The organism is Burkholderia sp. Bp9142, from assembly GCF_003853415.1.
Lineage (GTDB): Bacteria > Pseudomonadota > Gammaproteobacteria > Burkholderiales > Burkholderiaceae > Burkholderia.
Genome location: NZ_QTPP01000030.1, coordinates 15642 through 38832, shown reverse-complemented (window position 1 = coordinate 38832; position 23191 = coordinate 15642). Strand labels below are relative to the sequence as shown.

General features: G+C 67.1%; 19 protein-coding genes. 9 read left to right on the top strand and 10 right to left on the bottom strand.

Annotated elements, in window-relative coordinates; all coding sequences use genetic code 11:
• Positions 1 to 37: 37 nt before the first annotated feature.
• Positions 38 to 1339: an MFS transporter gene (locus DIE22_RS27275; protein WP_124606502.1), complete on the bottom strand. Its 1302-nt coding sequence runs from the start codon at positions 1337 to 1339 to the stop codon at positions 38 to 40.
• Positions 1340 to 1479: 140 nt separating this feature from the next.
• Positions 1480 to 2943: a mannitol dehydrogenase family protein gene (locus DIE22_RS27270; protein WP_124606501.1), complete on the bottom strand. Its 1464-nt coding sequence runs from the start codon at positions 2941 to 2943 to the stop codon at positions 1480 to 1482.
• A 157-nt stretch (positions 2944 to 3100) separates the two neighbouring features.
• On the opposite strand from DIE22_RS27270, the gene DIE22_RS27265 reads away from it, so the two are divergent.
• From DIE22_RS27265 to DIE22_RS27245, 5 genes are all read left to right on the top strand, one after another.
• Positions 3101 to 3832, top strand: a complete 732-nt coding sequence (locus DIE22_RS27265; RefSeq protein WP_124494919.1) for a GntR family transcriptional regulator — start codon at positions 3101 to 3103, stop codon at positions 3830 to 3832.
• 28 nt (positions 3833 to 3860) lie between these two features.
• Positions 3861 to 5069 (top strand): D-mannonate dehydratase ManD, encoded by a 1209-nt coding sequence (gene manD / locus DIE22_RS27260; protein WP_124494921.1) that lies wholly within the window; start codon positions 3861 to 3863, stop codon positions 5067 to 5069.
• Positions 5070 to 5098: 29 nt separating this feature from the next.
• Positions 5099 to 6130, top strand: coding sequence for a Zn-dependent oxidoreductase (locus tag DIE22_RS27255; protein ID WP_124494923.1), 1032 nt, complete (start codon positions 5099 to 5101; stop codon positions 6128 to 6130).
• 167 nt (positions 6131 to 6297) lie between these two features.
• Complete coding sequence (gene yiaK, locus DIE22_RS27250; RefSeq protein WP_124494925.1) at positions 6298 to 7332, top strand: 3-dehydro-L-gulonate 2-dehydrogenase; 1035 nt, start codon at positions 6298 to 6300, stop codon at positions 7330 to 7332.
• An 85-nt stretch (positions 7333 to 7417) separates the two neighbouring features.
• The gene (locus tag DIE22_RS27245; protein ID WP_124606500.1) at positions 7418 to 8707 is read left to right on the top strand and encodes an MFS transporter; all 1290 of its coding nucleotides are present in this window, start codon (positions 7418 to 7420) and stop codon (positions 8705 to 8707) included.
• On the opposite strand, the gene DIE22_RS27240 is transcribed toward DIE22_RS27245, so the two are convergent.
• Entirely contained in the window at positions 8704 to 9654 is a 951-nt protein-coding gene (locus DIE22_RS27240) for an IS481 family transposase (RefSeq protein WP_124606499.1), read from the bottom strand. The genes DIE22_RS27245 and DIE22_RS27240 overlap by 4 nt on opposite strands.
• Before the next feature lie 97 nt (positions 9655 to 9751).
• Entirely contained in the window at positions 9752 to 11932 is a 2181-nt protein-coding gene (locus DIE22_RS27235) for a TonB-dependent siderophore receptor (protein WP_124606498.1), read from the bottom strand.
• A 417-nt stretch (positions 11933 to 12349) separates the two neighbouring features.
• Between DIE22_RS27235 and DIE22_RS27230 the strand changes: the two genes are divergently transcribed.
• Positions 12350 to 12787, top strand: a complete 438-nt coding sequence (locus tag DIE22_RS27230; RefSeq protein ID WP_124606497.1) for a hypothetical protein — start codon at positions 12350 to 12352, stop codon at positions 12785 to 12787.
• Between the two features lie 61 nt (positions 12788 to 12848).
• Here DIE22_RS27230 and DIE22_RS27225 read toward each other — a convergent pair whose 3' ends face one another.
• The 5 genes from DIE22_RS27225 to DIE22_RS27205 form a co-directional block, all read right to left on the bottom strand.
• A complete protein-coding gene (locus tag DIE22_RS27225) occupies positions 12849 to 13940 on the bottom strand; it encodes a porin (RefSeq protein ID WP_124606496.1) in 1092 nt (363 codons plus the stop codon).
• A gap of 102 nt (positions 13941 to 14042) precedes the next feature.
• A complete protein-coding gene (locus DIE22_RS27220; RefSeq protein ID WP_124606495.1) occupies positions 14043 to 15386 on the bottom strand; it encodes an MFS transporter in 1344 nt (447 codons plus the stop codon).
• Positions 15387 to 15543: 157 nt separating this feature from the next.
• Positions 15544 to 16605, bottom strand: a complete 1062-nt coding sequence (locus DIE22_RS27215; protein ID WP_124606494.1) for a Rieske 2Fe-2S domain-containing protein — start codon at positions 16603 to 16605, stop codon at positions 15544 to 15546.
• 48 nt (positions 16606 to 16653) lie between these two features.
• Positions 16654 to 17619 (bottom strand): PDR/VanB family oxidoreductase, encoded by a 966-nt coding sequence (locus DIE22_RS27210; RefSeq protein WP_124606493.1) that lies wholly within the window; start codon positions 17617 to 17619, stop codon positions 16654 to 16656.
• Positions 17616 to 18695, bottom strand: a complete 1080-nt coding sequence (locus tag DIE22_RS27205; RefSeq protein ID WP_124495382.1) for an aromatic ring-hydroxylating dioxygenase subunit alpha — start codon at positions 18693 to 18695, stop codon at positions 17616 to 17618. The genes DIE22_RS27210 and DIE22_RS27205 overlap by 4 nt, the downstream gene beginning before the upstream one ends.
• A gap of 198 nt (positions 18696 to 18893) precedes the next feature.
• Here DIE22_RS27205 and DIE22_RS27200 point away from each other — a divergent pair, with 198 nt between their 5' ends.
• Positions 18894 to 19382, top strand: a complete 489-nt coding sequence (locus DIE22_RS27200) for a MarR family winged helix-turn-helix transcriptional regulator (RefSeq protein ID WP_124494941.1) — start codon at positions 18894 to 18896, stop codon at positions 19380 to 19382.
• 63 nt (positions 19383 to 19445) lie between these two features.
• Here the strand turns inward: DIE22_RS27200 and DIE22_RS27195 are convergent, their stop codons facing one another.
• On the bottom strand, positions 19446 to 20192 hold the full coding sequence (locus DIE22_RS27195; RefSeq protein ID WP_124494943.1) for a TetR/AcrR family transcriptional regulator: 747 nt from the start codon (positions 20190 to 20192) through the stop codon (positions 19446 to 19448).
• A gap of 171 nt (positions 20193 to 20363) precedes the next feature.
• Between DIE22_RS27195 and DIE22_RS27190 the strand changes: the two genes are divergently transcribed.
• On the top strand, positions 20364 to 21545 hold the full coding sequence (locus tag DIE22_RS27190; protein WP_059599720.1) for an isovaleryl-CoA dehydrogenase: 1182 nt from the start codon (positions 20364 to 20366) through the stop codon (positions 21543 to 21545).
• Positions 21546 to 21576: 31 nt separating this feature from the next.
• Positions 21577 to 23184 (top strand): carboxyl transferase domain-containing protein, encoded by a 1608-nt coding sequence (locus DIE22_RS27185; protein ID WP_124494944.1) that lies wholly within the window; start codon positions 21577 to 21579, stop codon positions 23182 to 23184.
• Positions 23185 to 23191 lie beyond the last annotated feature (7 nt).

Sequence of the window (23191 nt, the reverse complement as noted above, 5' to 3'; positions counted from 1 at the left end):
CATGCGGCACCACGCGGCCTTCATCAAGCGTACGACATCAGTGCACGGTGCGTTCGCGCAGCACTTCCGACGGCCGCGCGTTGCGCACGAACACGGCGGCCAGCACCGCGCCCGCGAGTGCGATCGCGCCGGCCAGCACGAACGCGGACGCGAACGAGCCGCTGCGCTCGACGATGAAGCCGGTCACGGCCGGCCCGATCACGCCCGACAGGCTGCCCATGCAATGCAGGAAACCGCTGACGCCGCCGACGCGGGCCGGGTGCACGACGTCCTGCACGATCGCCCAGTAGATCGCGCCCGTCACGTACAGGAAGAACAGCGACACCGACATCAGCGCGACCGCGCCCTGCGTCGACTGCACGGTGCCCGCGACGGCCACGCACGCGCCGGCGCCGAGCAGGCAGGTGACGAGCACGATCCGGCGCGACAGCAGCAGGTTGCCGGTGAGCCGGTACAGCGCATCCGAGATCGCGCCGCCGCACGCGAGGCCGACCGTGCCGACGAGCCAGGGCACGACGGTGGCGACGCTCATCTCCTTGATGTTCAGATGGTGCGCGCGCACGAGGTAGCTCGGGAACCAGCTCAGGAAGAAGAACAGCACGTAGTTGTAGCTGAAGAACGCGGCGGCCGTCGCGAGGATGCGCGGCTGGCGCACGTAATGCGACAGCGTGTGCGTCGACGTTGCCGCGCCGGCGCCGGCGCCGGCGGCGGCAGGCGCGTGGGCGACCGCGGCCGTTGCGGCGGACGCGCGCGTTGCGTCGCCGACCGGTGTGGCCGGGCGGTCCGACGTCGACATCATCCACACGACGACCCACACGAGTCCGATCGCGCATACGATCCAGAACGCCGGCCGCCAGCCGAACTGCGCGGCCAGCAGGCCGACGATCGGCCCGGCGATCGCGCCGCCGAGCGGCGAGCCGGCGCTGAGCAGGCCCATCGCGGTCGCGGCGCCGTCGCGCGGCAGCCAGTTGTTGACCATCTTGTTCGCGGCCGAGCACAGCGGCCCTTCGGCCATGCCGAACAGCAGCCGCACGATCAGCAGGCTCACGAAGCCGACGGTGAGCGCGGTCATCCCGCAGAACACCGACCACAGTCCGACCGCCAGCACGTATACGAGCTTCGGCCCGAGCCGGTCGGACGCGAGCCCGCCGATGAAATTGAACAGCGCGTAGCCGATGAAGAACGTGCTGAACACGAGACCCATCTGCGCGGCGTCGATGCCGAGATCGGTCTGCACGATCGGCGCGACGATCGACAGCGCGACGCGGTCGAGATAGTTGATCCCGTACACCAGGAACAGCAGGAACACCGTGAACCACGCCTGCGACTTCTGCTTCATGTCTGTCTCCTTCGTGCCGGTGGGTCGGCCGTCATGTCATGTCTTGTCTTGTCGATCGTTCGCCGCGTCGTTACGGAGCGCGGCGGGCAGGGGGATTGCGCGATTCGCTTCGGTTGCGGCGAATCGGGGTGAGCGTTCGTTCAGCGCGCGTGCAGCGGCGCGAGCAGCGCGTCGGTGCCATGCGTGCGCAGCATCGACAGATGCGCACCGACACGCGCGATCAACGCATCGGGCCACGCCGTCGAACCGGCGAGCGCCGTGCTGCCGAGTGCGGCCCGAACCGCGCCGGTTGCATCGCCGGCATCAGACAGCGTCGCGCCGAGCGCGGCCGCGCCCGGATCGCTGATCGCGAGTGCGCGGCCCGCTTCGTCGCGCGCGGTGGCGACGTAGTGCAGCCACAGCGCGAGCGCGCGTTCCAGGTACGGGCGCTCGACGCCGGCCGCCGCGCTTTCGCCGAGTGCCGGCAGCCAGCGCAGCGGCACCTTCTGCGTGCCGTCCATCGCGATCTGTTCGGTGCGATGCGCGAGCGTCGGATTGCGGAAGCGCTGCACGAGCGTCGCGCAATAGCCGTGCGCGTCGTAACCGGACGGCACGTCGACGGTCGCGAGCAGGTCGCGCGTCATCACGCCGTCGACGAGTGCCGCGATCGCCGGATCGGCCATCGCATCCGACACGGTCGCGCGGCCGCGCAATTGCCCCGCATACGCGATTGCCGAATGCGAGCCGTTCAGCAGCCGCAGCTTCATCGTTTCGTAGGGCCGCACGTCGCCGACGAGGTGCGCGCCGGCGTCTTCCCAGCGCGGGCGCGGGCCGGCGAAGCGATCCTCGATCACCCATTGCGAGAACGGCTCGCAGACGATCGCGGCCGCGTCGCGCGCGCCGAGATGCGCGTGCGCCCAGTCGAGCGATTCGGGCGTCGCGGCCGGCACGATCCGGTCGACCATGCTGTTCGGGAACGCGACGTCGTCGCGGATGCGCCGCGCGAGCGCGCCGTCGATGCGTTGCACGTAGTCGATCAGCAGCGCGCGCAGCGTGTCGCCGTTCGACGTCATGTTGTCGCAGCAGACGACGGTCAGCGGTGCATGGGCCGGCCGCAGGCGCAGGCCGGCCGCGATCACGCCGAGCGCGGTGCGCGGTGTGTCGGGCGTCGCGAGATCCTGCCGGATCGCGGGATCGTCGGCATCGAGACCGCCGCCGGGACGGCGGCAATAGCCTTTCTCGGTCACGGTCAGGCTGACGATCGACACGGCCGGATCGGCGATCAGCGCGAGCAGCGCGGGCAGCGATTCGGGCGCGAACAGCGCGTCGTGCACCGCGCCGACGATGCGCGTGCGTGCGCCGTGGCCGTCGCGTTCGGTCACCGTGTACAGGTGATCCTGCGCGGCGAGCAGGTCGACGGTATGGCGCCGCCGCAACTCGACGCCGACGATGCCCCAACGCAGATCGCCCTGTTCGAGCACCGTTTCCGTATGCAGCGCCTGGTGCGCGCGATGGAACGCGCCGAGGCCGAGATGGACGATGCCGGTGCGGACCGCCCGCCGGTCATAGCCGGGGCGGCGCGTGCCGGGCGGCGCGGTGTTCAGGAAATCGGGGGCGGATGACATGGGGATCGGTAACGGTTTGTACCATGGTAGATGGCGGAATGCGTGCAGGTTATTTCGAGTTTCACGTCGAAGTTATCGGTGTAAACGCTAGATCGCCTGAGTTTAGCCATTTATGTACCATGGTAGATATCGATATCGAGTCGGATCAATCGCAACCATGAGCGAAACGGCAGCACTGGAAGAAGCGGACGTCGTGGTCACGGCGTTGCAGGGGTTCTCGCTGGACGAGAGCCGGTCGTATACGGAGCAGGTGCATGCGCTGCTGCGCCACGCGATCGTGCGCGGCGCGCTGCCGCCGCGCACCGCGCTGTCGGAGGCGGTGATCTCCACGACGATCAAGGTCAGCCGCACGCCGGTGCGCGAAGCGTTCGCGCAGCTTGCCGACGAGCGGCTCGTGCAGATCATCCGCAAGGTCGGCACGCTGGTCGCGCCGATTCCGGTGTCGATCCTCGAGGAAGGGCGCTTCGCGCGCAGCACGCTGGAATGCGCGAACCACGTCGAGCTCGCGCAGAAGATCACGCCGGCGCAGCTCGCGGAGTTGTCGCGGATCATCGACGCGCAGCGCGCGGCCGTGGACGCCGGCGATGTCGAAGCGTTCTTCGCGCTCGACGAGGCGATGCACGGCCGGATGTTCGCGTTCGCGGGCCGGCCGCACGTGTGGGAAATGCTGCAGCCGATGAAGCGCCAGTTCGACCGCGTGCGCTGGCTGCTGCTCGACCGCGTCGAGGATCACGCGCGGCGCGCGCTGCAGGAACACGAGCAGATCCTCGCGCACATCGCGTCGCGCAACATGGCGCTGCTCGGCGCATCGGTCGCGGCGCACGTTGACCGGATCGGCTCGCATCTGCCGGAAGTGCGCAGCCGCGCGCCCCATTACTTTGTCGACTGACATCTGAAACGCCCGCTGGAGGAGCGCAGTGAAAATCGAACGCTTGCAGACCATCGTCACGTGTCCGGGCCGGAACTTCGTGACGGTGAAGATCGTGACCGACGAGGGCGTCTACGGCCTCGGCGACGCGACGCTCAACGGGCGCGAGCTCGCGGTGCGTGCGTACCTGGAGGACCACGTGTTCCCGTGCCTCGTCGGCCGCGACCCGCGCAACATCGAGGACATCTGGCAATACCTGTATCGCGGCGCGTACTGGCGGCGCGGGCCCGTGACGATGACGGCGATCGCCGCGATCGACATGGCGCTGTGGGACATCTTGGGCAAGCTCGCGGGCATGCCCGTCTACCAGCTGCTCGGCGGCAAGAGCCGCGACGGCCTGATGGTGTACGGCCACGCAAACGGGCGCGATCACGAGGAAGCGGTCGACGCGGTGCGCGCGCACATCGAGGCCGGCTATCGCGCGATCCGCGTGCAGTCGGGCGTGCCGGGGCTCGACAAGGTATACGGCGTCGGCAAGACGGCCGGCGCGTACGAGCCCGCCGAGAAGGGGCTGCCGCCCGAGGAGCCGTGGGACACCGCGCTTTACCTGCGCCATACGCCGGACCTGTTCCGCAAGGTGCGCGACGCGGTCGGCGATGCGCCGCACCTGCTGCACGACGCGCATCACCGGCTCACGCCGATCGAGGCCGCGCGGCTCGGCCGCGATCTCGAGCCGCATCGCCTGTTCTGGCTCGAGGACGCGACGCCCGCGGAGAACCAGGACGCGTTCCGCCTGATCCGCCAGCACACGACGACGCCGCTCGCGGTCGGCGAGGTGTTCAACTCGATCTGGGATTGCAAGGACCTGATCCGCGACCAGCTGATCGACTACATCCGCGCGACGATCGTGCACGCGGGCGGCATCACGCACGTGCGGCGCATTGCCGACTACGCGGCGATGTACCAGGTGCGCACCGGCTTCCACGGCGCGACCGACCTGTCGCCCGTCTGCATGGCGGCGGCCGTGAACTTCGGGCTATGGGCGCCGAACTTCGGTATCCAGGAACTGATGCCGCACAGCCCGCTGACCGATGAAGTGTTCCCGCACAGCTACCGCTTCGAGGACGGCTATCTCGTGATGGACGACGTGCCGGGCCTCGGCGTCGACATCGACGAGACGCTGGCCGCGAAATATCCGTACGAGCGCGCGTACCTGCCGGTCGCCCGGCTGCGCGACGGCTCGATGTGGAACTGGTGAGCGCCGAAGATCCGAAGGAGAGAACCGAAATGTTGAGCGTCGTTGTCGATCGTCCGAACAGCATGGGCGTGCGCGAGGTGCCGCTGCCCGTGCCCGCCGCCGGCGAAGTGCGCGTGAAGGTGCGCTATGCGGGCATCTGCGGGTCGGACCTGCACATCTTTCACGGCAAGAATCCGTTCGTGTCGTACCCGCGCATCATCGGCCATGAATTCGTCGGCACGATCGAGTCGGTCGGCGCGGGCGTCGATGCCGCGCGGCTCGGCGAGACCGTCGCGGTCGATCCGGTGATCAGCTGCGGGCATTGCCACGCGTGCACGATCGGCCGGCGCAACGTGTGCCGGCACCTGAGCGTGCTCGGCGTGCATCGCGACGGCGGCTTCAGCCAGTACACGTGCGTGCCGGCCGGCAACGCGTACCGGATTCCGGACGCGATCGCCGACACCTGCGCGGCGATCATCGAGCCGTTCGCGGTGGCCGCGAACGCGACCTCGCGCACCGGCGTGCTGCCGGGCGATGTCGCGCTGATCTATGGCGCCGGCACCGTCGGGCTGACGATCCTGCAGGTGCTCAAGCGCGTGTACGGGATTCGCGCGTTCATCACCGACCGGCTCGACGCGCGTCTGCAACTCGCGCGCAAGTGCGGCGCGGCGGAGGACGAGATCATCAACACGAGCGTCGAGTCGCTGCCCGACGCGCTGGAGCAGCGCGGTGTCGACGGCGGCCCGACGCTGATCTTCGATGCGGTGTGCCATCCGTCGATTCTCGAGGAGGCGGTGAGGATCGCCGCGCCGGCGGGCCGGATCGGCGTGCTCGGATTTTCGTCGGAGCCGTCGGCGATCGTGCAGGCGGAGCTGACGAAGAAGGAGCTGACGCTCGCCGCATCGCGGCTCAATTGCGGGATGTTCCCGCAGGTGATTGACTGGATTGGCCGCGGACTGATCCAGCCCGAGCACATCGTCACGCACAAGGTTGGCTTTCGCGACGTCGCGCGGGCGTTCGAGATGGCCGAGCGCAATCCGGAGAAAAGCTGCAAGATCCTGCTCGATTTCGCGGGCGGCTGATACCGGTTCGTGTCGCCGGCCGGGATGCGTCGCGCGTGGCGCGCCATCCCGGCCGCATGACGCGATCGCTCGCCGCGGGCGAGCCGGGCGGCGCGAATCCCGCGCGCCGTGTCGAGGGCAGGTTCGGGATCGGAGACACCCACATCCAATATCAGGAGACATGCATCGTGACCCGGATTCCCTTCGAGGAAATGCAGCGTGCAATCCATGCGGCGTTCGTGAACGCCGGCATGCGCGAACGCGACGCCGAAATCTGTGCGAGGGTGCATACCGAATCGACCTGTGACGGCGTCAATTCGCACGGCATCAATCGCGTGGCGCGATTCGTCGACTATCTCGTCAAAGGGTGGGTGAACATCGACGGAGCGCGCGAGCGCGTCAAGCAGTTCGGCGCGATCGAGGTCTGCGACGGCCAGCGCGGGCCAGGCATTCTCAATGCGCTGTCCGCGACCGACCGGGCCATCGAGATCGCCGACGCGCAAGGCGTCGGCATCGTGGCGATGCGCAACGCGACCCACTGGATGCGGGGCGGCACCTATGGGTGGCACGCGGCCGAGCGCGGCTACATCGCGATCTGCTGGACCAACACCGAATCCTGCATGCCCGGCTGGGGTGGCAAGAACACGCGCGTCGGTAACAACCCGTTCGTGATGGCGGTGCCGCGGGACCGCGGCCATATCGTGCTCGACATGGCGATGTCGCAGTACTCGTACGGCAAGCTGCAGGCCACCCGCCTCAAGGGGAAGACCATGCCGTTTCCCGCCGGCTTCGACCGCGACGGGAAGCTGACCGCCGAGCCCGGCCCGATCGAAGCGTCGATGCGGATCTTGCCGATGGGCTACTGGAAGGGTTCGGGATTCGCGATCATGCTCGACGTGCTGGCTGCGGTGTTGTCCGAAGGGCTCGCGACGAACGGGATCGATGCGATTCAGCAGGGAAGCTGCACCGGGTGCTCGCAGGTCTTCATCGTGATCGACCCGCGCAAGCTCGGCGGCGAAGCCTTCACGAACCACGTGGCCGACGGCGTGGCGGACTACGTGAACACGTCCGAGCTCGCGGAAGACAGCAAGGAAGTGCTCTATCCGGGGCAGAGCGCGCTGCGCACGCGGATCGAACAGCGGCAGCACGGCATCGCCGTCGACGACGGGATCTGGGCCGACGTGCTCGCGCTCGCGGAGCGGCGGGCGTCGCCGCAGCGCTGACGACACGACGGCGGGCGCGCCGGAACGGACTGACGAATCACCCCTGTTGCTGCAGAGACGGTTGTTTTCATCGGGAGAACTGACCATGAGGGCGGATGTCGCGCTTGCGCTGGACGCAGGTATCGAGGCACGGAACGAAGACGCGTTGTACCGGAAAGTGATACTGAGGATCGTCCCGCTGTTCTTCCTCGGTTTCATCATGTCGTACCTGGACCGCGTCAACATCGGGTTCGCGAAATTGCAGATGGCGGCCGATTTCGGTCTGACGAATGCGTCGTTCGCCCTCGGTGCGAGCGTGTTCTTCTGGGGCTACATGCTGTTCGAGATTCCGAGCAACCTGATCCTGCGGCGTGTCGGCGCGCGGGCATGGATCGCGCGGATCATGATCACCTGGGGGATCGTGTCGATCCTGATGGTCTTCTCGAGGAACGAAGCCGCGTTCTATTCGCTGCGGTTCCTGCTGGGCGTCTGCGAGGCCGGCTTCGTCCCGGGCGTGATGTACTACACGAACACGTGGCTGCCGGCCCGGCGCCAGAGCGGCATGTACTCGCTGTTCCTGATGGCGTTGCCGATCGCCGTCGTGTTCGGCGCGCCGCTGTCCGGCGCGATCATGGAGACGATGGGCGGCGTGGCGGGGATCCACGGGTGGCAGTGGCTGTTCCTGCTGGAAGGGCTGCCGTCGGTGGTGCTGGGCGTCGTCATCCTGATGCTGCTGAGAAACAGGCCGGCCGACGTGGACTGGCTGACGCCGCGCGAGAAGCAGATCATCGAGGCGAACGTCGCGACGGAGGCGGCCTTCAAGTCGCATCGCGTGGCCGATGCATTCCGCTCGCCGAAGATCTATGCACTGATCGTCGTGATGATCCTGTTCAACACCGGGTTCTATGGCCTGACGTTCTGGATGCCGACGCTGTTTCACGATGCGGGCGTTGCGAACAGCCTGAACGTCGGGTTGCTGACGGCCATCCCGTTCGGCGTCGCAGCGATCTGCATGTACGTGAATGCGAAGCGCGCGGAGCAATCCGGACGGCTGCGGCGGCACGGCGTGGTGCCCGTCGCGCTGGCCGCGATCGGCTTGTTCGTCGCGACGATCGCGCACGACAACTTCTGGCTCGCGCTGGTGATGCTGACCGTCGCGACGTCGGGCATCCTGTCGCTGATGCCGATCTACTGGACGCTGCCGGGGCGCGTGCTGTCCGGCCCGGCGGCGGCGGCCGGCTTCGCGCTGATCAACGCGTGCGGGAGCCTGTCCGGCATTCTGGGCGCGATGATCATCGGCTATGCGGGCCTGCGGACCGGGATGATGATTCTGGCGGGCTTCCTGGCGTTGTGCAGTGTCGTGTTCTACCGGGTCTGCCCGCCCACGGCGGACTAGGTGTTTAGTCCCGGCATTTGATGGAGCGGATCAAGAATGAATCTTTTCGGCTCTGCTGTCGAGATCTTGCAGATGTATTCATAGGGGGTAAGCCCCTTGAGAGTCTTCAGGCGGCGTGCGAAGTTGTATGCCTGAATGAAGTCGTGAAGATGGATCTCAAGCTGATTGTGAGTCTCGTAGTGATAGCGCTTGACGGTCGCTTCCTTGATGGTGCGATTCATTCTCTCGACCTGACCATTCGTCCAGGGATGCTTGACCTTGGTCAGTCGATGCTCAATGCCGCTCTCCCTACATGTGCGGCCGAAGATGTGCTCGAAGGCGTAACGGTCTCGGGCACGATTCGTGAACTGAATGCCGTTGTCGGTCAGTATCGTGTGGAGCCTGTAGGGAACGGCCTTGATGAGATTTTGTAGAAACCGAGCCGCCTCTTGCTTCCCCGCCTGTCGATGCACCTCGATAAAAGCAAATTTGCTGGTGCGGTCGATCGCAACGAACAGATACAGCTTCCCTTCGGCTGTCTGCACTTCGGCAATATCGATGTGGAAGTAGCCGATTGGATAACGCTTGAACTTTTTCTTCGTGGGTTTGCTGCCCTCGACCTCAGGCAAACGAGAGATGCCATGACGTTGAAGGCAGCGATGCAATGAAGAACGCGTTAAAAGCGGGATTGTCGGCTGGAGCGCATAGAGGCAGTCATCGAGCGGCAGCAGCGTGCGCTGCCTAAACTCGACGATGATTGCCTCGTCCTCCGTCGAGAGCACGGTAGATTTCGGCTTCCGGGGACCTGCTGGAAGATCAGAAATTGAGGGCCGTTTCTTCCACTTCGAAACAGTCTTCTGGTTGATTCCATAGCGCTTAGCCAGCTTTCTCAGGCTCTCTTGACTACCTTGTATTGCTCGACGGATCGCCTCTGTCGTTGTGGCGCTTCCGTGAAGAACTTGGCCCATAGTGCATCTTTCCATTCCGAAGAGAGAATTGCACCATGAAAATTCGGGACCGTACACCTAGCCGCGAGCCAGGCCGCAGCCGTCCGCGCGAGGGTGGTCAGAACGACACCGTCGTCGTCAGCGTGACGAGCCGCGGCTCGCCGACCGCGACGATCAGGTTGCTGTTGCTCGACGGATAGTAGGTCTTGTCGAGCAGGTTCTTCACGTTGAGCTGGATGCGCGTCGGGAACTTGCCGATCGTCGTTTCATAGGCCGCGAACGCATCGACGGTCACGTAGCCGGGCAGCGTGAAGCTGTTCGCGGTGTCGCCGGGCCGCGCGCCGACGAGCCGCGCGCCGCCGCCGAAGCGCCAGCGTCCGGGCAGGTTCGCGATCGCCGTGTCGTACACCGCGAACAGGCTGCCCGTGTGGCGCGCGACGTTGACGAGCGGCGTGTTGCTGTCGCGATCGTTCGCGTTCGTGTACGCGTAGCTGCCGATCAGGCTCAGGTGCCGCGTGAGCTGCCCCGCGACGTCGAGTTCGATCCCGCGTGAACGCGCGGTGCCGATCGTCGACGTGATGTCGCCGACGGTCACCGCGACGTTGCGCTTGTCGATCTGGTAGGCCGCGAGCGTGCCGGTGATGCCGGGCTTCAGGCTGAACTTCAGGCCGGCTTCCAGCACGCGGCCGAATTCCGGTGCGAGCGGCGAGACCACATTCGACGCGACGTTCGGCTTGAACGAGCGGCTCACGTTCGCATACGCGGTCAGCGACGGCGTGAGCGCATACGCGAGCCCGAACTGCGGCAGCCACACGTTGCCGTGCGAGCGGTCGGCGAACACGAACGGACGCCCCATCCCCGATTCCTGCTGCCAGTCCTCCCAGCGCAGCCCGCCGACCGCGGTGAGCCGGTCGGTGATCTTCACCGAGTCCTGCACGATCATCGAATACGTGTGGACCAACGACCGCGAATCGCTCTGCTTCGCGTTCGCCGTGCCGCCCGGCGCGAGCAGGCCGTAGACGGGATCGTAGAGATCGAAGCCCTTGGTCGCCGTGCCGCGGATCGTGTCGCCGCGGAAGCTGCGCTGCCGCTCGTATTCGCCGCCGATGTAGAGCGCGTGGCTCATCCCCGCGAGTGTCAGGTTGCCGAGCAGGCCGAGCGTCGCGATCTGGTCGGAATCGTTGCGCCCGAGGTTCGCGTCGGACGAGCGCGACAGCGCGCCGGTCGTGCTGTTGAAGGCGGTCGCGCGGGTGATGTACTGGCCGTAGCGGTCGCGGCCCCAGCCGTAGGTCGCACGCACGCGCCACGCGTCGGAGAAGCGGTGCTCGACGCGCGCGCGGAGCGTTTCCTGGATCCCGCTGCTTTGCGCCCACGCTTCCTCGTAGCGGCGATAGCGCAGCGCATCGTCGAGGTGGCCGTTTACGAGCACGGTGCCGCGATCGAACGGCGTCGTGTAGTCGACGTACTGGTAGCTGACGTCGATCGACGTGTTCGCGTCGTGCCACGACAGCGCAGGCGCGATCAGCGCGTTGCGCTCGCGGCCGAAGCTGCGCCAGTAGCGGCTCGTGTCGTATTCGCCGGTGAGGCGGAACGCGAGCGTGCCGCCCGCGACCTGGCCCGGCTTGCCGAGCGGGCCGGTCAGGTCGAACTGGGCGCTGCTGCCGCCGTGGCTCGTGCGCGAGGCCGAGATCGAACCGCCGAAGGTGTCTTCCGGCTTGCGCGTGACGAGGTTGATCACGCCGCCCGGGTCCTGCATGCCATACAGCAGCGAAGCCGGGCCCTTCAGCACCTCGACGCGGTCGATCGTCGCGAGATAGCTGTGCAGCACCGGCGTGCGCACGCCGTCGACGAGCACGGAGCCGTCGTTGTTCGACCCGAAACCGCGCTTGATGAACGCGTCGCGCGTGCCGCCGAGCGTGTTGGTCTGCGTGACGCCGCTGATGTTGCCGAGCACGTCGTCGAGCGAGCGCGCCTGCTGGTCCTGCATCACGCTGCTGCTGACCACCGCGACGGACTGCGGGATCTCCTTGACCGGGCGATCGTCGCCGCCGGCGATGCTGCTGGTGCGCGGCTGGTAGCCGACGGTCGGATCGGCGACCGCCGATGCGCTGACGCTGATCGTCGGCAGTTCGCGTTCGGGCGGTGCGGGCGTCGACGTGGACGGGGCCGCCGATGCCGCCGCGGCAGGTTCGGCATCCGCATGCGCGCCGCTTGCGACGCAAAGGGTGATCAGGGCAGGCAGGCTCGCGCGCCACGGGCGCAAGGTCCGCGCGCGGCGGGGCGGTCGACGGGATGGCATGAATCGGTGAGTGACGGAGTGCTAAGGATGAGGGCGGGCCGCGGCGCATTGCTGGATCACGGCGGCAGGTCGCGAATGATATAGGTAATGGGAATCATTTGCAATTGGAATGAGGCCGATGCGGACCGTGAAGCGCGATTGCCGGGCCGCCGGCCGTCTGCTACCGTAGCGGCCAAAAACAGACGCAGTGAAATTCATCGAGAGCCGGGGGCCGCACCATGTCATCTTTCTGTCACGTCGCGTGCAGCGCGGCGTCGCGCACCGCAGTCGACCGTGCGGGCGGTGAAGTGATCGCAGCCGTGTGCCACGATTCGAACGATTAAACGGCAGCGAAGGTATCTGGCGTGCCGCTCCGGGCAGCCGGCGCAGCGCCTTCAATCACTTCAACCACCACGGTTGACGGGAGAGACCATCCCCATGAAAAAGTTTTCCGCGCCGTTCGCGGCGGCCGCACTTGCGGCATGCGCCGCGCTGGCAGGCATTCAGCAGGCCGGCCATGCGGCCGAGCCCGCGATCGATGCGCACTACGGCGCCGTGATCGAGGCCTATACGCAGGACATGGCCGCCGCGAAGACGAAATACGACGGCAAGCGCCTCGCGTTCGTCGGCGCCGTGATCCGGATGGGCGGCGACCCGGGTGGCACGTACTTCGGCGCGCTGACGGCCGACGGCGAACAGTTCGACACGCACTTCGATGCGGCCGACCAGGCTGCGCTGAAGCCGAAATTCCCCGGCGGCGAGATCAAGCCGTTCGTTACGTCGGCGGCTTTCCGGTTCAGTTGCCTGAACGAAGGCTATATCGACGCCCCCGTGTTGCCGGGGCTGAAGCTGGCACACTGCCGGCTGGAAGGCTGACGCCGGGCACACGCGGTTCGCGGGCGACGGCGAGCCGCCCGGAACGGCGCTGCCCGGATCGTCAGAACTTCTGCTGGATGCCGGCCATCACGCCGAGCTGGTTCATCCCGGTGCCGACCGTCCCGCCGGCGGCGACCGCGTTCGCGGCCAGCGTGCTGTTGAACATGTAGCCCACCGACGTATAGACGGTCGTCCGCTTCGACAGGAAATAGTTCGCGCGGCCGACGAGCAGCGTGGCGTTCGTGCCTTCGCTGGTTTCGCGGCGTTGCAGGTAGCGTACGCCCTGGAGGTCGAGCGCGAGATAGGGCGTCGCGTAGTACGTGCCGCCTGCGAACACGATGTCGGCCTGCAGGTGTGCGGCCGCCGCGAGGTTGCGGTGGATCCACCCGGCGCCGAGTTTCGCGGGGCCGATCTTCACATAGCCGGCGACGATGTCGCGCGTGTCGGTGTACGCCGGATTGTTCAGCGGCGCGAGCGCGCCGCCGCCGCCGCGCATCACGTCGTGCGATGCGGCCAGCCCGAAACTGCTCGCGTCGTAGGCGATCATCGCCGTGTACTGGCGGCACGCGACGATGTCGCCGGGCACCTGCCCGGCGCAGCCCGTCGCCGACGGTCCTGCCGGCCCGGCCGCGTCGCGGCCGAAGCTGTAGGTGGCGCCGAGCGTCACGCCGTGGAACGTGCCCTTGTAGCCGATCGCATTGTCGCTGCGCGCGTTCGGCAGATAGGAGTCGAAATCCGCCATCGAATGAATCGACGGGCCGATCACGTCGGCGTTGGTCAGCACGATCATCGACATGTTCATCTGGCGGCCGAGGGTCAGCGCGCCGAACGGGCTGTTCACGCCCACGTTCGCCTGCCGCCCGAACAGGCGCCCGCCATAGTTCAATGCGCCGGTGCCGGGCTGGAAGCCGTTTTCGAGCACGAAGAAGGCCTGGTAGCCGCCGCCGAGATCCTCCGTGCCTTTCAGGCCCCAGCGTGACGGCACCTCGCCGGTCAGCGTCGGCATCCCGGTGAACGACCCGCCGTGCGCGGCGTTGTTGTAGTAGGACACGCCGGTATCGATGATCCCGTACAGCGTGACGCTGCCTTGCGCACAGGCTGGTCCGGCCAGCGCCATCGCCGTCGCGACCGCGACGCCCAGTTTCGTTTTCATGGCTGTCTCCAAACAGTATGTAGATATGCTTATCGATTTTTTTATTGCGCCGGACATCTCCGGGATGCCGACGGGCATCGGCAGGACCGCGGGCGTCGCGCGTTACGACATCGCCGGATCGCGTTGCCGGCGCGGCGCCGCGGCACGCGCGCCCACCACGGCGACGGCGATCGCCGCGCCGGCCATCGGCACGAGGAAGGCGAGATAGAGATGGGACACGGACCAGCCGTCGTCCAGCAGCGCGCCGACCGTCATCGGCGACAGGATCGCGCCGAGGCGGCCGATGCCGACCGCGAGACCGATGCCGGTCGTGCGGATCTCGGCCGGATACGGCGTCGGCGACAGCGCATACATGCCGGCCACGCACGCATTGATCGCGGCGCCGAGGAAGACCGCGACCGTCATGCCGATGCCGAGCGAGCCGGTGTTCGCGCCGAACACGACCATCAATGCGCCGCCCAGCAGCAGCGTCGCGCCCAGCAGGTTGCGCAGGCCGAACCGCGTCGACAGCAGGCTGAAGAGCGAGGCGCCCGCGATGCCGCCGAGATTGAGCAGCACGCCGCCGGTCACGCCCTGCGAGGCCGACAGCCCGGCCTGGACCAGCAGCTTCGGCGTCCAGCTCACGACGAAGTAGAAGCTGCCCATCACGAGAAAGAACGCGATCCACAGCGCGATCGTGCGGCGCGTGAGCGGTGCGCGCAGCACGGCCGTCCAGGTCGATGCGGGGTTCGCCGTGTCGACGGAAGCGGTCGCGGCCGGCAGCGTGTCGATCGGCGCGCGCTTCATTCTCGCGAGGATGCGGTTGATTTTCTGCAGCGCGTTGTCGGGACGCCGCGCCAGCAGGAAGTCGAGCGATTCCGGCAGCAGCGCGAGCACCATCGGGATCGACATCAAGGTCAGGATGCCGCCGAACGCGAACACGCTGCGCCATCCCCACTTCGACAGCAGGTAACCGGCAATGACGCCGCCGGCGGTGGCGCCGATCGCGTAGCCGGTCGACTGCATGCCGATCGCGGCGCTGCGCCATTTGTTCGATGCGTACTCGCCGCTGATGACGGTCAGGCTCGCCAGCATGCCGCCGATGCCGAGCCCCGTATAGGCACGCGCGACCGCGAGTTGCAGCGTTCCGTGCGTGGCCGCGCAGGCCAGCATCCCGGTCGAGATCACGGCGAGGCAGAAGAGGATGATGCGGCGGCGGCCGACGCGGTCGGCCAGCGGCGCGATCAGCACCGAGCCGATGCCCATGCCGGCCAGCCCGGCACTCAGCAGCAGGCCGATTTCCTTGCCGCTCAGTTTCCACTCGGCCGCCAGATGCGGCGCGGCAAACGCGATGGCCAGCACGTCGAAGCCATCGAGCATGTTCAGCACGACGCAGGCCGTGACCGCCATGGTCTGGAACGCGCTCATCGGGGAGGCGTCGATCGTATTGCGGATATTTGCGCTCACGTCAAAGATCCTTCATAAGAATAGTATGACTAATTGAATGGGATGAAATCGAGGCGCTGCCGTAGCGAATGGGACGAAAGCGATTGCGTGGGCTGACGAGCAACCCGCGAAACGCCCGCTGCGACCGGCGGGCGTCGCTCGCGTGCCGGCGCGATGGTTACGCGGGTTCGGGTTGCAGCAGCAGCCGCTCGATCACGCGCCGCGCGCGATTGGGGCCCGCGTCGACATGAATGTCGATCTGGCCGCCGTCCGGAAACCGCAGCTGATTCCGGTATTGCGCTTCGATCACGGTCTTGTCCTCGTCGAACGTGGCCGCGGATTGCTCGATGACCGTCTGCGCGACGCGGTCGATGTCGTGCTGCGGATTGGTCGCGACGGTCCAGAAGTAGTGCGTCGTCGTTTCCGTTTCGGGCGTGATGCCGTGGAAGCCGCGCATGTGAAAGCCGCCGCGCGCCGGATCGTGCAGGTCGCCGGTGCCGGCGTCCATCGCACCGGTCCAGATCCGGATGTGCGACACGTGGAATTCGATTTCCTGCCAGCGATCGACGCGGCCCGCGAACGGCCACGCGGCCGTGTAGGTCGGCGGCGGGTCGGAATCCGGCATCCGGCGGACCAGCGTCACCGTGTCGCCGTCGGTGCTGACGCGGGTGTCCGCGCCCATGTGCAACGGTGCGTTGCCGCCGATCGTTTTCAGGTGGACATAGCCGAGGTGGCTCAGGTCCATCAGGTTGTCGTGAATCAGCTGATATGGTGCGTCGTAATGGTAGTTGCCGCCGCCGAACCGGTATTGCGGATCCGTGTGGAACGCATAGCGCGGCGGCGCGCAGGTCGGTCGAGCGTGCGCGTCGGCACCGATCCAGATCCACACGATCGCATCCTGTTCCTGCACCGGATACGACGACACGCATGCCTTCGCCGGAATCCGGTCCTGCCCGGGAATCTCCACGCACGCGCCGCCGCGGTCGAACAGCAGCCCGTGATAGCCGCAGCGCAGGCCGCGCGCTTCGAGCGAGCCGCACGACAGCGGCAGCGACTTGTGGCAGCAGCGATCCTCCAGCGCGCCGACTTCCCCGGACGGCAACCGGAACAGGACGACCGGGCGGCCGAGCAGCGTGCGGGCGACGGGCTTGTCCGTCAGTTCGGACGACAGCGCGGCGACCCACCATCGGTCGAGCGGGAATTGAGTACGGTTGATCGGTGATGGGGCGTGATGCGCCATGGATCGTCTCCAATATTGTGGTTTGCCGCCGCGCGTCGCGCGGTCCGTCTACAGATCGAGTACCAGCAGGTCGGTTCGCGATCGCGAACAGCACGGCATGAACTGGTCGCCTGCCGCCTGTTCCGCTTCCGTCAGGTACGAATCGCGATGATCGGGCTCGCCTTGCAGCACGCGCGTCACGCAGGTGCCGCATACGCCTTGCTCGCACGACGTCAGCACGTCCACGCCGTTGGCTGCCAGCGCCGCGACGACCGTGCATTCGGCCGGCACGTCGATCACCTTGCCGCTGCTCGCGATCCGGACCTGGAACGCGCGATCCGCGCCGGACGATGCAACCGCGCCGCCGAAGAACTCGTAGTGCAGCCGCGCGTCGCCCCAGTCGCGCTCGCGCGCCGCGCTCAGTACCGCATCCATGAAGCCGCGCGGGCCGCATACATACAGGTGTGTGCCTTCGGGCGCCGCGGCGAGCACGGCGGCCAGGTCGAAGCGTTGCGCGGGGGCGCCGTCGTCGACGTGGAAGCGGGCGCGATCATGGAACCCGGCTGCGTTGATCCGCTCGACGAAGGCCATGCGGTCGGTCGAGCGTGCGCAGTAGTGCAGGTCGAACGGCATGCCGGACGAGAACAGCCGTTCCGCCATGCACAGAATCGGCGTGACGCCGATCCCGCCCGCAAGCAACAGGTGGTGCGGTGCGTCGGGCGCGAGCGGAAATTGATTGCGCGGGATGCCGATCCGCACGGTGTCGCCTTGCCGGACTTCGTCGTGAATGGCGCGTGACCCGCCCCGGCCCCCGGCATCGCGCAGCACCGCGATCTGATAGCGATCGCCATGCTCCGGGTGGTTGCACAGCGAATACTGGCGCACGAGCCCGCCCGGCAAATGCACGTCGATATGGGCGCCGGCGTCGAAGCGCGGCAACGGCGAACCGTCGTCGCTGACGAATTCGAAACCGCAGATGTCGCGCGCTTCCTGCCACTTGCGGGCCACCCGGACAGTCAGCGTCGCCGTGCTCATGACGCCTCCTTGATCTGCGCGACCGGAATCACGGGCCGCTGCGGCCGCGACGCGTCTTCGTCGGCGAGCAGCCGCTCGATCACCTTGCGCGACAGCACGCCGCCGGCGTCGATGTTGAGCTTGAGCAGCTTGCGGTCCGGCCACTGCTCGAGGTTGAGCTGCTGGCGCTCGAGCATCTCGAGATCCTCGGCGAAGATCCTGCCCTGGCCTTCGCGGATCTCGGCGGTCAGCGCGTGATCGTCGGGCCGGAAGTTGCGCGCCATCCCCCAGAAATACCAGATCGAGGTGTCCGTCTCGGGCGTGATGAAGTCGACCACGATCGACGACGCCTTCACGTCGGCCGGCGCGTCGTAGCCGCCGTGGCCCGCATGCGCGACGCCCACCTCGATCATCACGTGGCTCGGCGGCGTGAAGCGGCAGATCTGCCAGCGGTCGACCGGCACGTCGTCGGCGAGGCCATTGCCGCGCAGCGCCATCTGCCAGAACGGCGGCGGCATCACGTTCTCCATGAAGCGGCTGGTGACGACTTCGTCGCCGTTGCTGGTCGTCTTCGGCGGCGCTTCATCGATTTCCTTCTGGCCGATGCTCGTCGCATGCACGTACGTTTCGTGCGTGAGGTCCATCAGGTTGTCGATCATCAGCCGGTAGTCGCAGCGGATGTGATACAGGCCGCCGCCGTGCGCCCAGGCCGGATCCTCGGCCCACGACAGCGTGGGCAGCTTGCCGGGATCGGCTTCGGACGCATCGCCCGGCCACACCCAGACGAATCCGTGGCGCTCGACGACGGGGAAGCTGCGGATCGGCGGAAAGCCGCCGACGCGCTGGCCCGGCATGCCGGCCGCCTTGCCGTTGCAGCCCATTTCCAGCCCGTGATAGCCGCACACGAGCACGCCGTCGCGCACGAATCCCAGCGACAGCGGCGCGCCGCGGTGCGGGCAGAAATCCTCGAGCGCCGCGACCTGGCCGTCCGCCGCACGGTAAAACACCATCGATTCGTTGCAGATCTTGCGACCCAGCGGCTTGCCGTCGATTTCATCGGGGGTGCATGCCACATACCAAGCGTTCTTGAGAAACACGTTCATCGTCTCCTTCAGGGCGGTGCCGCCGGTACGCGGCATCTCGTCATTCCGTGTACTGAATGTGATTCAGTGTACTCATTGAGATGGGCTCGGGCAAGGCGGGCGGTATACTGGTTTTCCCGGGAAATGGCGCGAGGCAGCGCCATGCCGTCGGCGCACGCAGCGGCGTGCGCCGCCTATGTCATCGACTCATTCATGGAAAAACCGAATCCCGCCGACGCGCCCGCTTTCCCGCTCGATCTGTACGACGAACCCGGGCACCTGATCCGGCGCGCGCACCAGATCGCGGTCGCGATGTTCTACGAGAAGCTGGGCCGGGACGTGACGCCCGTGCAGTACGCGGTCCTGCGGATGCTCTACGAGTGCCCGGGGCTCGACCAGGTGACGCTCGCGCAGCGGGTGGCGCTCGACACGTCGACGACCGCGGACCTCGCGGTCCGGCTCGAAGCGAAAGGATTGATCGTTCGCGAAGTGCTGCCGCGGCGTCAGCGGCGCTTGCTGCTGACGCCCACGGGCGTGGAACTGCTCACGCACCTGATTCCGTCGGTGAAGGAGCTGCGTGCCGGCCTGTTCGAAGGCATGGGAGAGGAGGACGCGCAGGAACTGGTGCGGCTGTTGCGCAAGTTCGTCCATCTGAACAACGAGCAGAGCCGCGCGCCGCTGCGGGTCAGCGAGGATTCGTAGCGGCCGGTCCCGCGAGACGCAGGAGAAGCGGCGGCGGGGCGGCAGGCGGGGCCTGCGCCGGCGTCACGCGCGTGACGCTTCCCCGTCCAGCCGCCGCACGGCTTCCGCGACCTCGTTCCTGAAGCGCACCAGCGCCGCCTGCTCCGGTGCGGGCGGCTGCACGGCCGCCCACAGCAGGTCGATCAGCTGCGTGGCCGTCGTTTCCGTATCGAGCTTGCGATGGCCGAGGATCGCATCCCACAGCACGTGCTCGATCGGCCCGAACACCATCGAGCGCAGCAGGCTCAGCGGCATGTCGTCGCGCACCTGCCCGGCCGCCTGGCCGCGCGCGAGCACGTCCATCAGCGGCGCCGTATAGCGGCGCTGCAGCGCGGTGAGCTCGTCGCTCAGCGCATGCTGCTTCGCACGCCCCTCCGACAGCACCAGCGCGCACAGCCCCGTGCCGTTCACCAGCATCAGCCGCAGGTGCGTGCGCACGATGAACGCGAACTGCTGCTGCACCGACGCTTCCAGCGGCATCCCGTGTTCGAACGCGGCAATGATTTCGTCATACCAGTCGGCGATCACGCGCGCGCACAGCTCGCGCTTGCCGCGGAAGTAGCTGAACACCGTCGCCTCCGACACGCCGACGCGCTGCGCGATCTCGGCGGCCGTCGCATGCTCGTAACCCTTTTCGGCGAACACTTCACGGCCGGCGCGCAGGATGTCCTGCACGCGCTGCTGGGACTTGCGCCCGGCGGGTGCGCGCGACGGGTCGGCGCGGTCGGCTTTGGCGGTGGCGGTCATGGTGTCGGCGGTGGCGGCTGTCATGGTGCAATGATATCTGAGTGTCACTCAAAAAACTATTGACGCCAAGCCGGACGAGGCGCGAAACTGTGCAAAATTTCCGCTGTATTGGCTTAATGAATCGACGCATTGATCCGATTTGAGCGAAACTCAGAAATCGGCGCATGCGACCCACTTTCTGGAGACGGAGGAGACATGATCAACCTGCCCGGCGTGCAATTCATGCTCGGTGAAGACATCGAGATGCTGCGCGACGCCGTCGCGACGTTTGCGGCGAAGGAAATCACCCCGCGCGCGGCGGAGGTCGACCGCACCGACCAGTTTCCGATGGATCTGTGGAAGAAGTTCGGCGATCTCGGCGTGCTCGGGATGACGGTGGCCGAGGAATACGGCGGCGCGAACATGGGCTACACCGCGCACATGGTCGCGATGGAGGAGATCTCGCGCGCGTCGGCGTCGATCGGCCTGTCGTACGGCGCGCACTCGAACCTGTGCGTGAACCAGATCCACCGCAACGGCACCGAGGCTCAAAAGCAGAAGTACCTGCCGAAGCTCGTGTCGGGCGAACACATCGGCGCGCTCGCGATGAGCGAGCCGAACGCGGGCTCCGACGTCGTCAGCATGAAGCTGCGCGCGGACAAGCGTGGCGACCGCTACGTGCTCAACGGCACGAAGATGTGGATCACCAACGGCCCCGACTGCGACACGCTCGTCGTCTACGCGAAGACGGACATCGACGCCGGCCCGCGCGGCATCACGGCGTTCATCGTCGAGAAGGGGATGAAGGGCTTCTCGGTCGCGCAGAAGCTCGACAAGCTCGGCATGCGCGGGTCGCACACGGGCGAGCTCGTGTTCCAGGACGTCGAAGTGCCGGAGGAGAACATCCTCGGCCAGCTCAACGGCGGCGTGAAGGTGCTGATGAGCGGCCTCGATTACGAACGCGCGGTGCTGTCGGGCGGGCCGACGGGCATCATGGCTGCGTGTCTCGACGCGGTGGTCCCGTATATCCACGACCGCAAGCAGTTCGGCCAGTCGATCGGCGAATTCCAGCTGATCCAGGGCAAGGTCGCCGACATGTACACCACGTTCCAGGCATGCCGTGCGTACCTGTACGCGGTCGGCCGCCATCTCGACTCGGCCGGCAGCGACCATATTCGCCAGGTGCGCAAGGACTGCGCGGGCGTGATCCTCTACACGGCGGAGAAGGCCACGTGGATGGCCGGCGAGGCGATCCAGATCCTCGGCGGCAACGGCTACATCAACGAATACCCGGTCGGTCGCCTGTGGCGCGATGCGAAGCTGTACGAGATCGGCGCCGGCACGAGCGAGATCCGCCGGATGCTGATCGGCCGCGAGCTGTTCGCGGAAACGATGTAACGCCCCACGTCACGCGAACGGAGCCCCGTCGATGCCGATCATCGAATCGAAACTGAACCCGCGTTCGGAAGACTTCCGCGCGAACGCCGCGGCGCTGGAGGCGGTCGTCGCCGACCTGCGCGCGAAGATCGAACAGCTCGCGCAAGGCGGCGGCCAGGCCGCGCGCGACAAGCACCTGTCGCGCGGCAAGCTGCTGCCGCGCGACCGCATCGCGCAACTGCTCGATCCCGGCGCGCCGTTTCTCGAGTTCTCGCAGCTCGCGGCAAACGGCATGTACAACGACGACGCGCCCGGCGCGGGCGTGATCACCGGGATCGGCCGGATCGCGGGCCGCGAGTGCGTGATCGTGTGCAACGACGCGACGGTCAAGGGCGGCACCTACTACCCGATCACCGTGAAGAAGCACGTGCGCGCGCAGGAAATCGCCGCGGAAAACCGGCTGCCGTGCGTGTACCTCGTCGATTCGGGCGGCGCGAACCTGCCGAACCAGGACGACGTATTTCCCGATCGCGACCACTTCGGCCGCATCTTCTTCAACCAGGCGACGATGTCCGCCGCGGGGATCGCGCAGATCGCGGTCGTGATGGGCTCGTGCACGGCGGGCGGCGCGTACGTGCCGGCGATGAGCGACGAGTCGATCATCGTGAAGAACCAGGGCACGATTTTCCTCGGCGGCCCGCCGCTCGTGAAGGCCGCGACCGGCGAGGAAGTGAGCGCCGAGGATCTCGGCGGCGGCGACGTGCACACGCGCCTGTCGGGCGTGGCCGACCATCTCGCGCAGAACGACGCGCATGCGCTGTCGATCGCGCGCAGCATCGTCGATCATCTCGCGCCGAAGATCGCGCCGCCGGTGGCGCTGCGCGAACCGAAGCCGCCGCGCCATGACGCGAAGAGCCTGTACGGCGTGATTCCGGTCGACACGCGCAAGCCGTTCGACGTGCGCGAGGTGATCGCGCGCATCGTCGACGATTCCGAGTTCGACGAATTCAAGGCGCGCTTCGGCACGACGCTCGTCACGGGCTTCGCGCACATCTGGGGCCATCCGGTCGGGATCATCGCGAACAACGGCATCCTGTTCTCCGAATCGGCCGTGAAGGGCGCGCACTTCATCGAGCTGTGCTGCCAGCGCAAGATCCCGCTCGTGTTCCTGCAGAACATCACGGGCTTCATGGTCGGCCGCAAGTACGAGAACGAAGGCATCGCGCGCCATGGCGCGAAGATGGTGACGGCCGTGTCGAACGCGAAGGTGCCGAAGTTCACGGTGATCATCGGCGGCTCGTTCGGCGCGGGCAACTACGGGATGTGCGGCCGCGCGTTCGGTCCGCGCTTCCTGTGGATGTGGCCGAACGCGCGAATCTCGGTGATGGGCGGCGAGCAGGCCGCGTCCGTGCTCGCGACCGTGCGCCGCGACGGCATCGAGGCGAAGGGCGGCACGTGGTCGGCTGAGGACGAGGATGCGTTCAAGCAGCCGATCCGCGACCAGTACGAGCGCCAGGGGCATCCGTACTACGCGAGCGCGCGGTTGTGGGACGACGGCGTGATCGACCCCGCGCAGACGCGCGACGTGCTGGGGCTCGGCCTCGCCGCGTCGATGAACGCGCCGATCGACGACACGCGCTTCGGCGTGTTCCGCATGTAACGGCCGG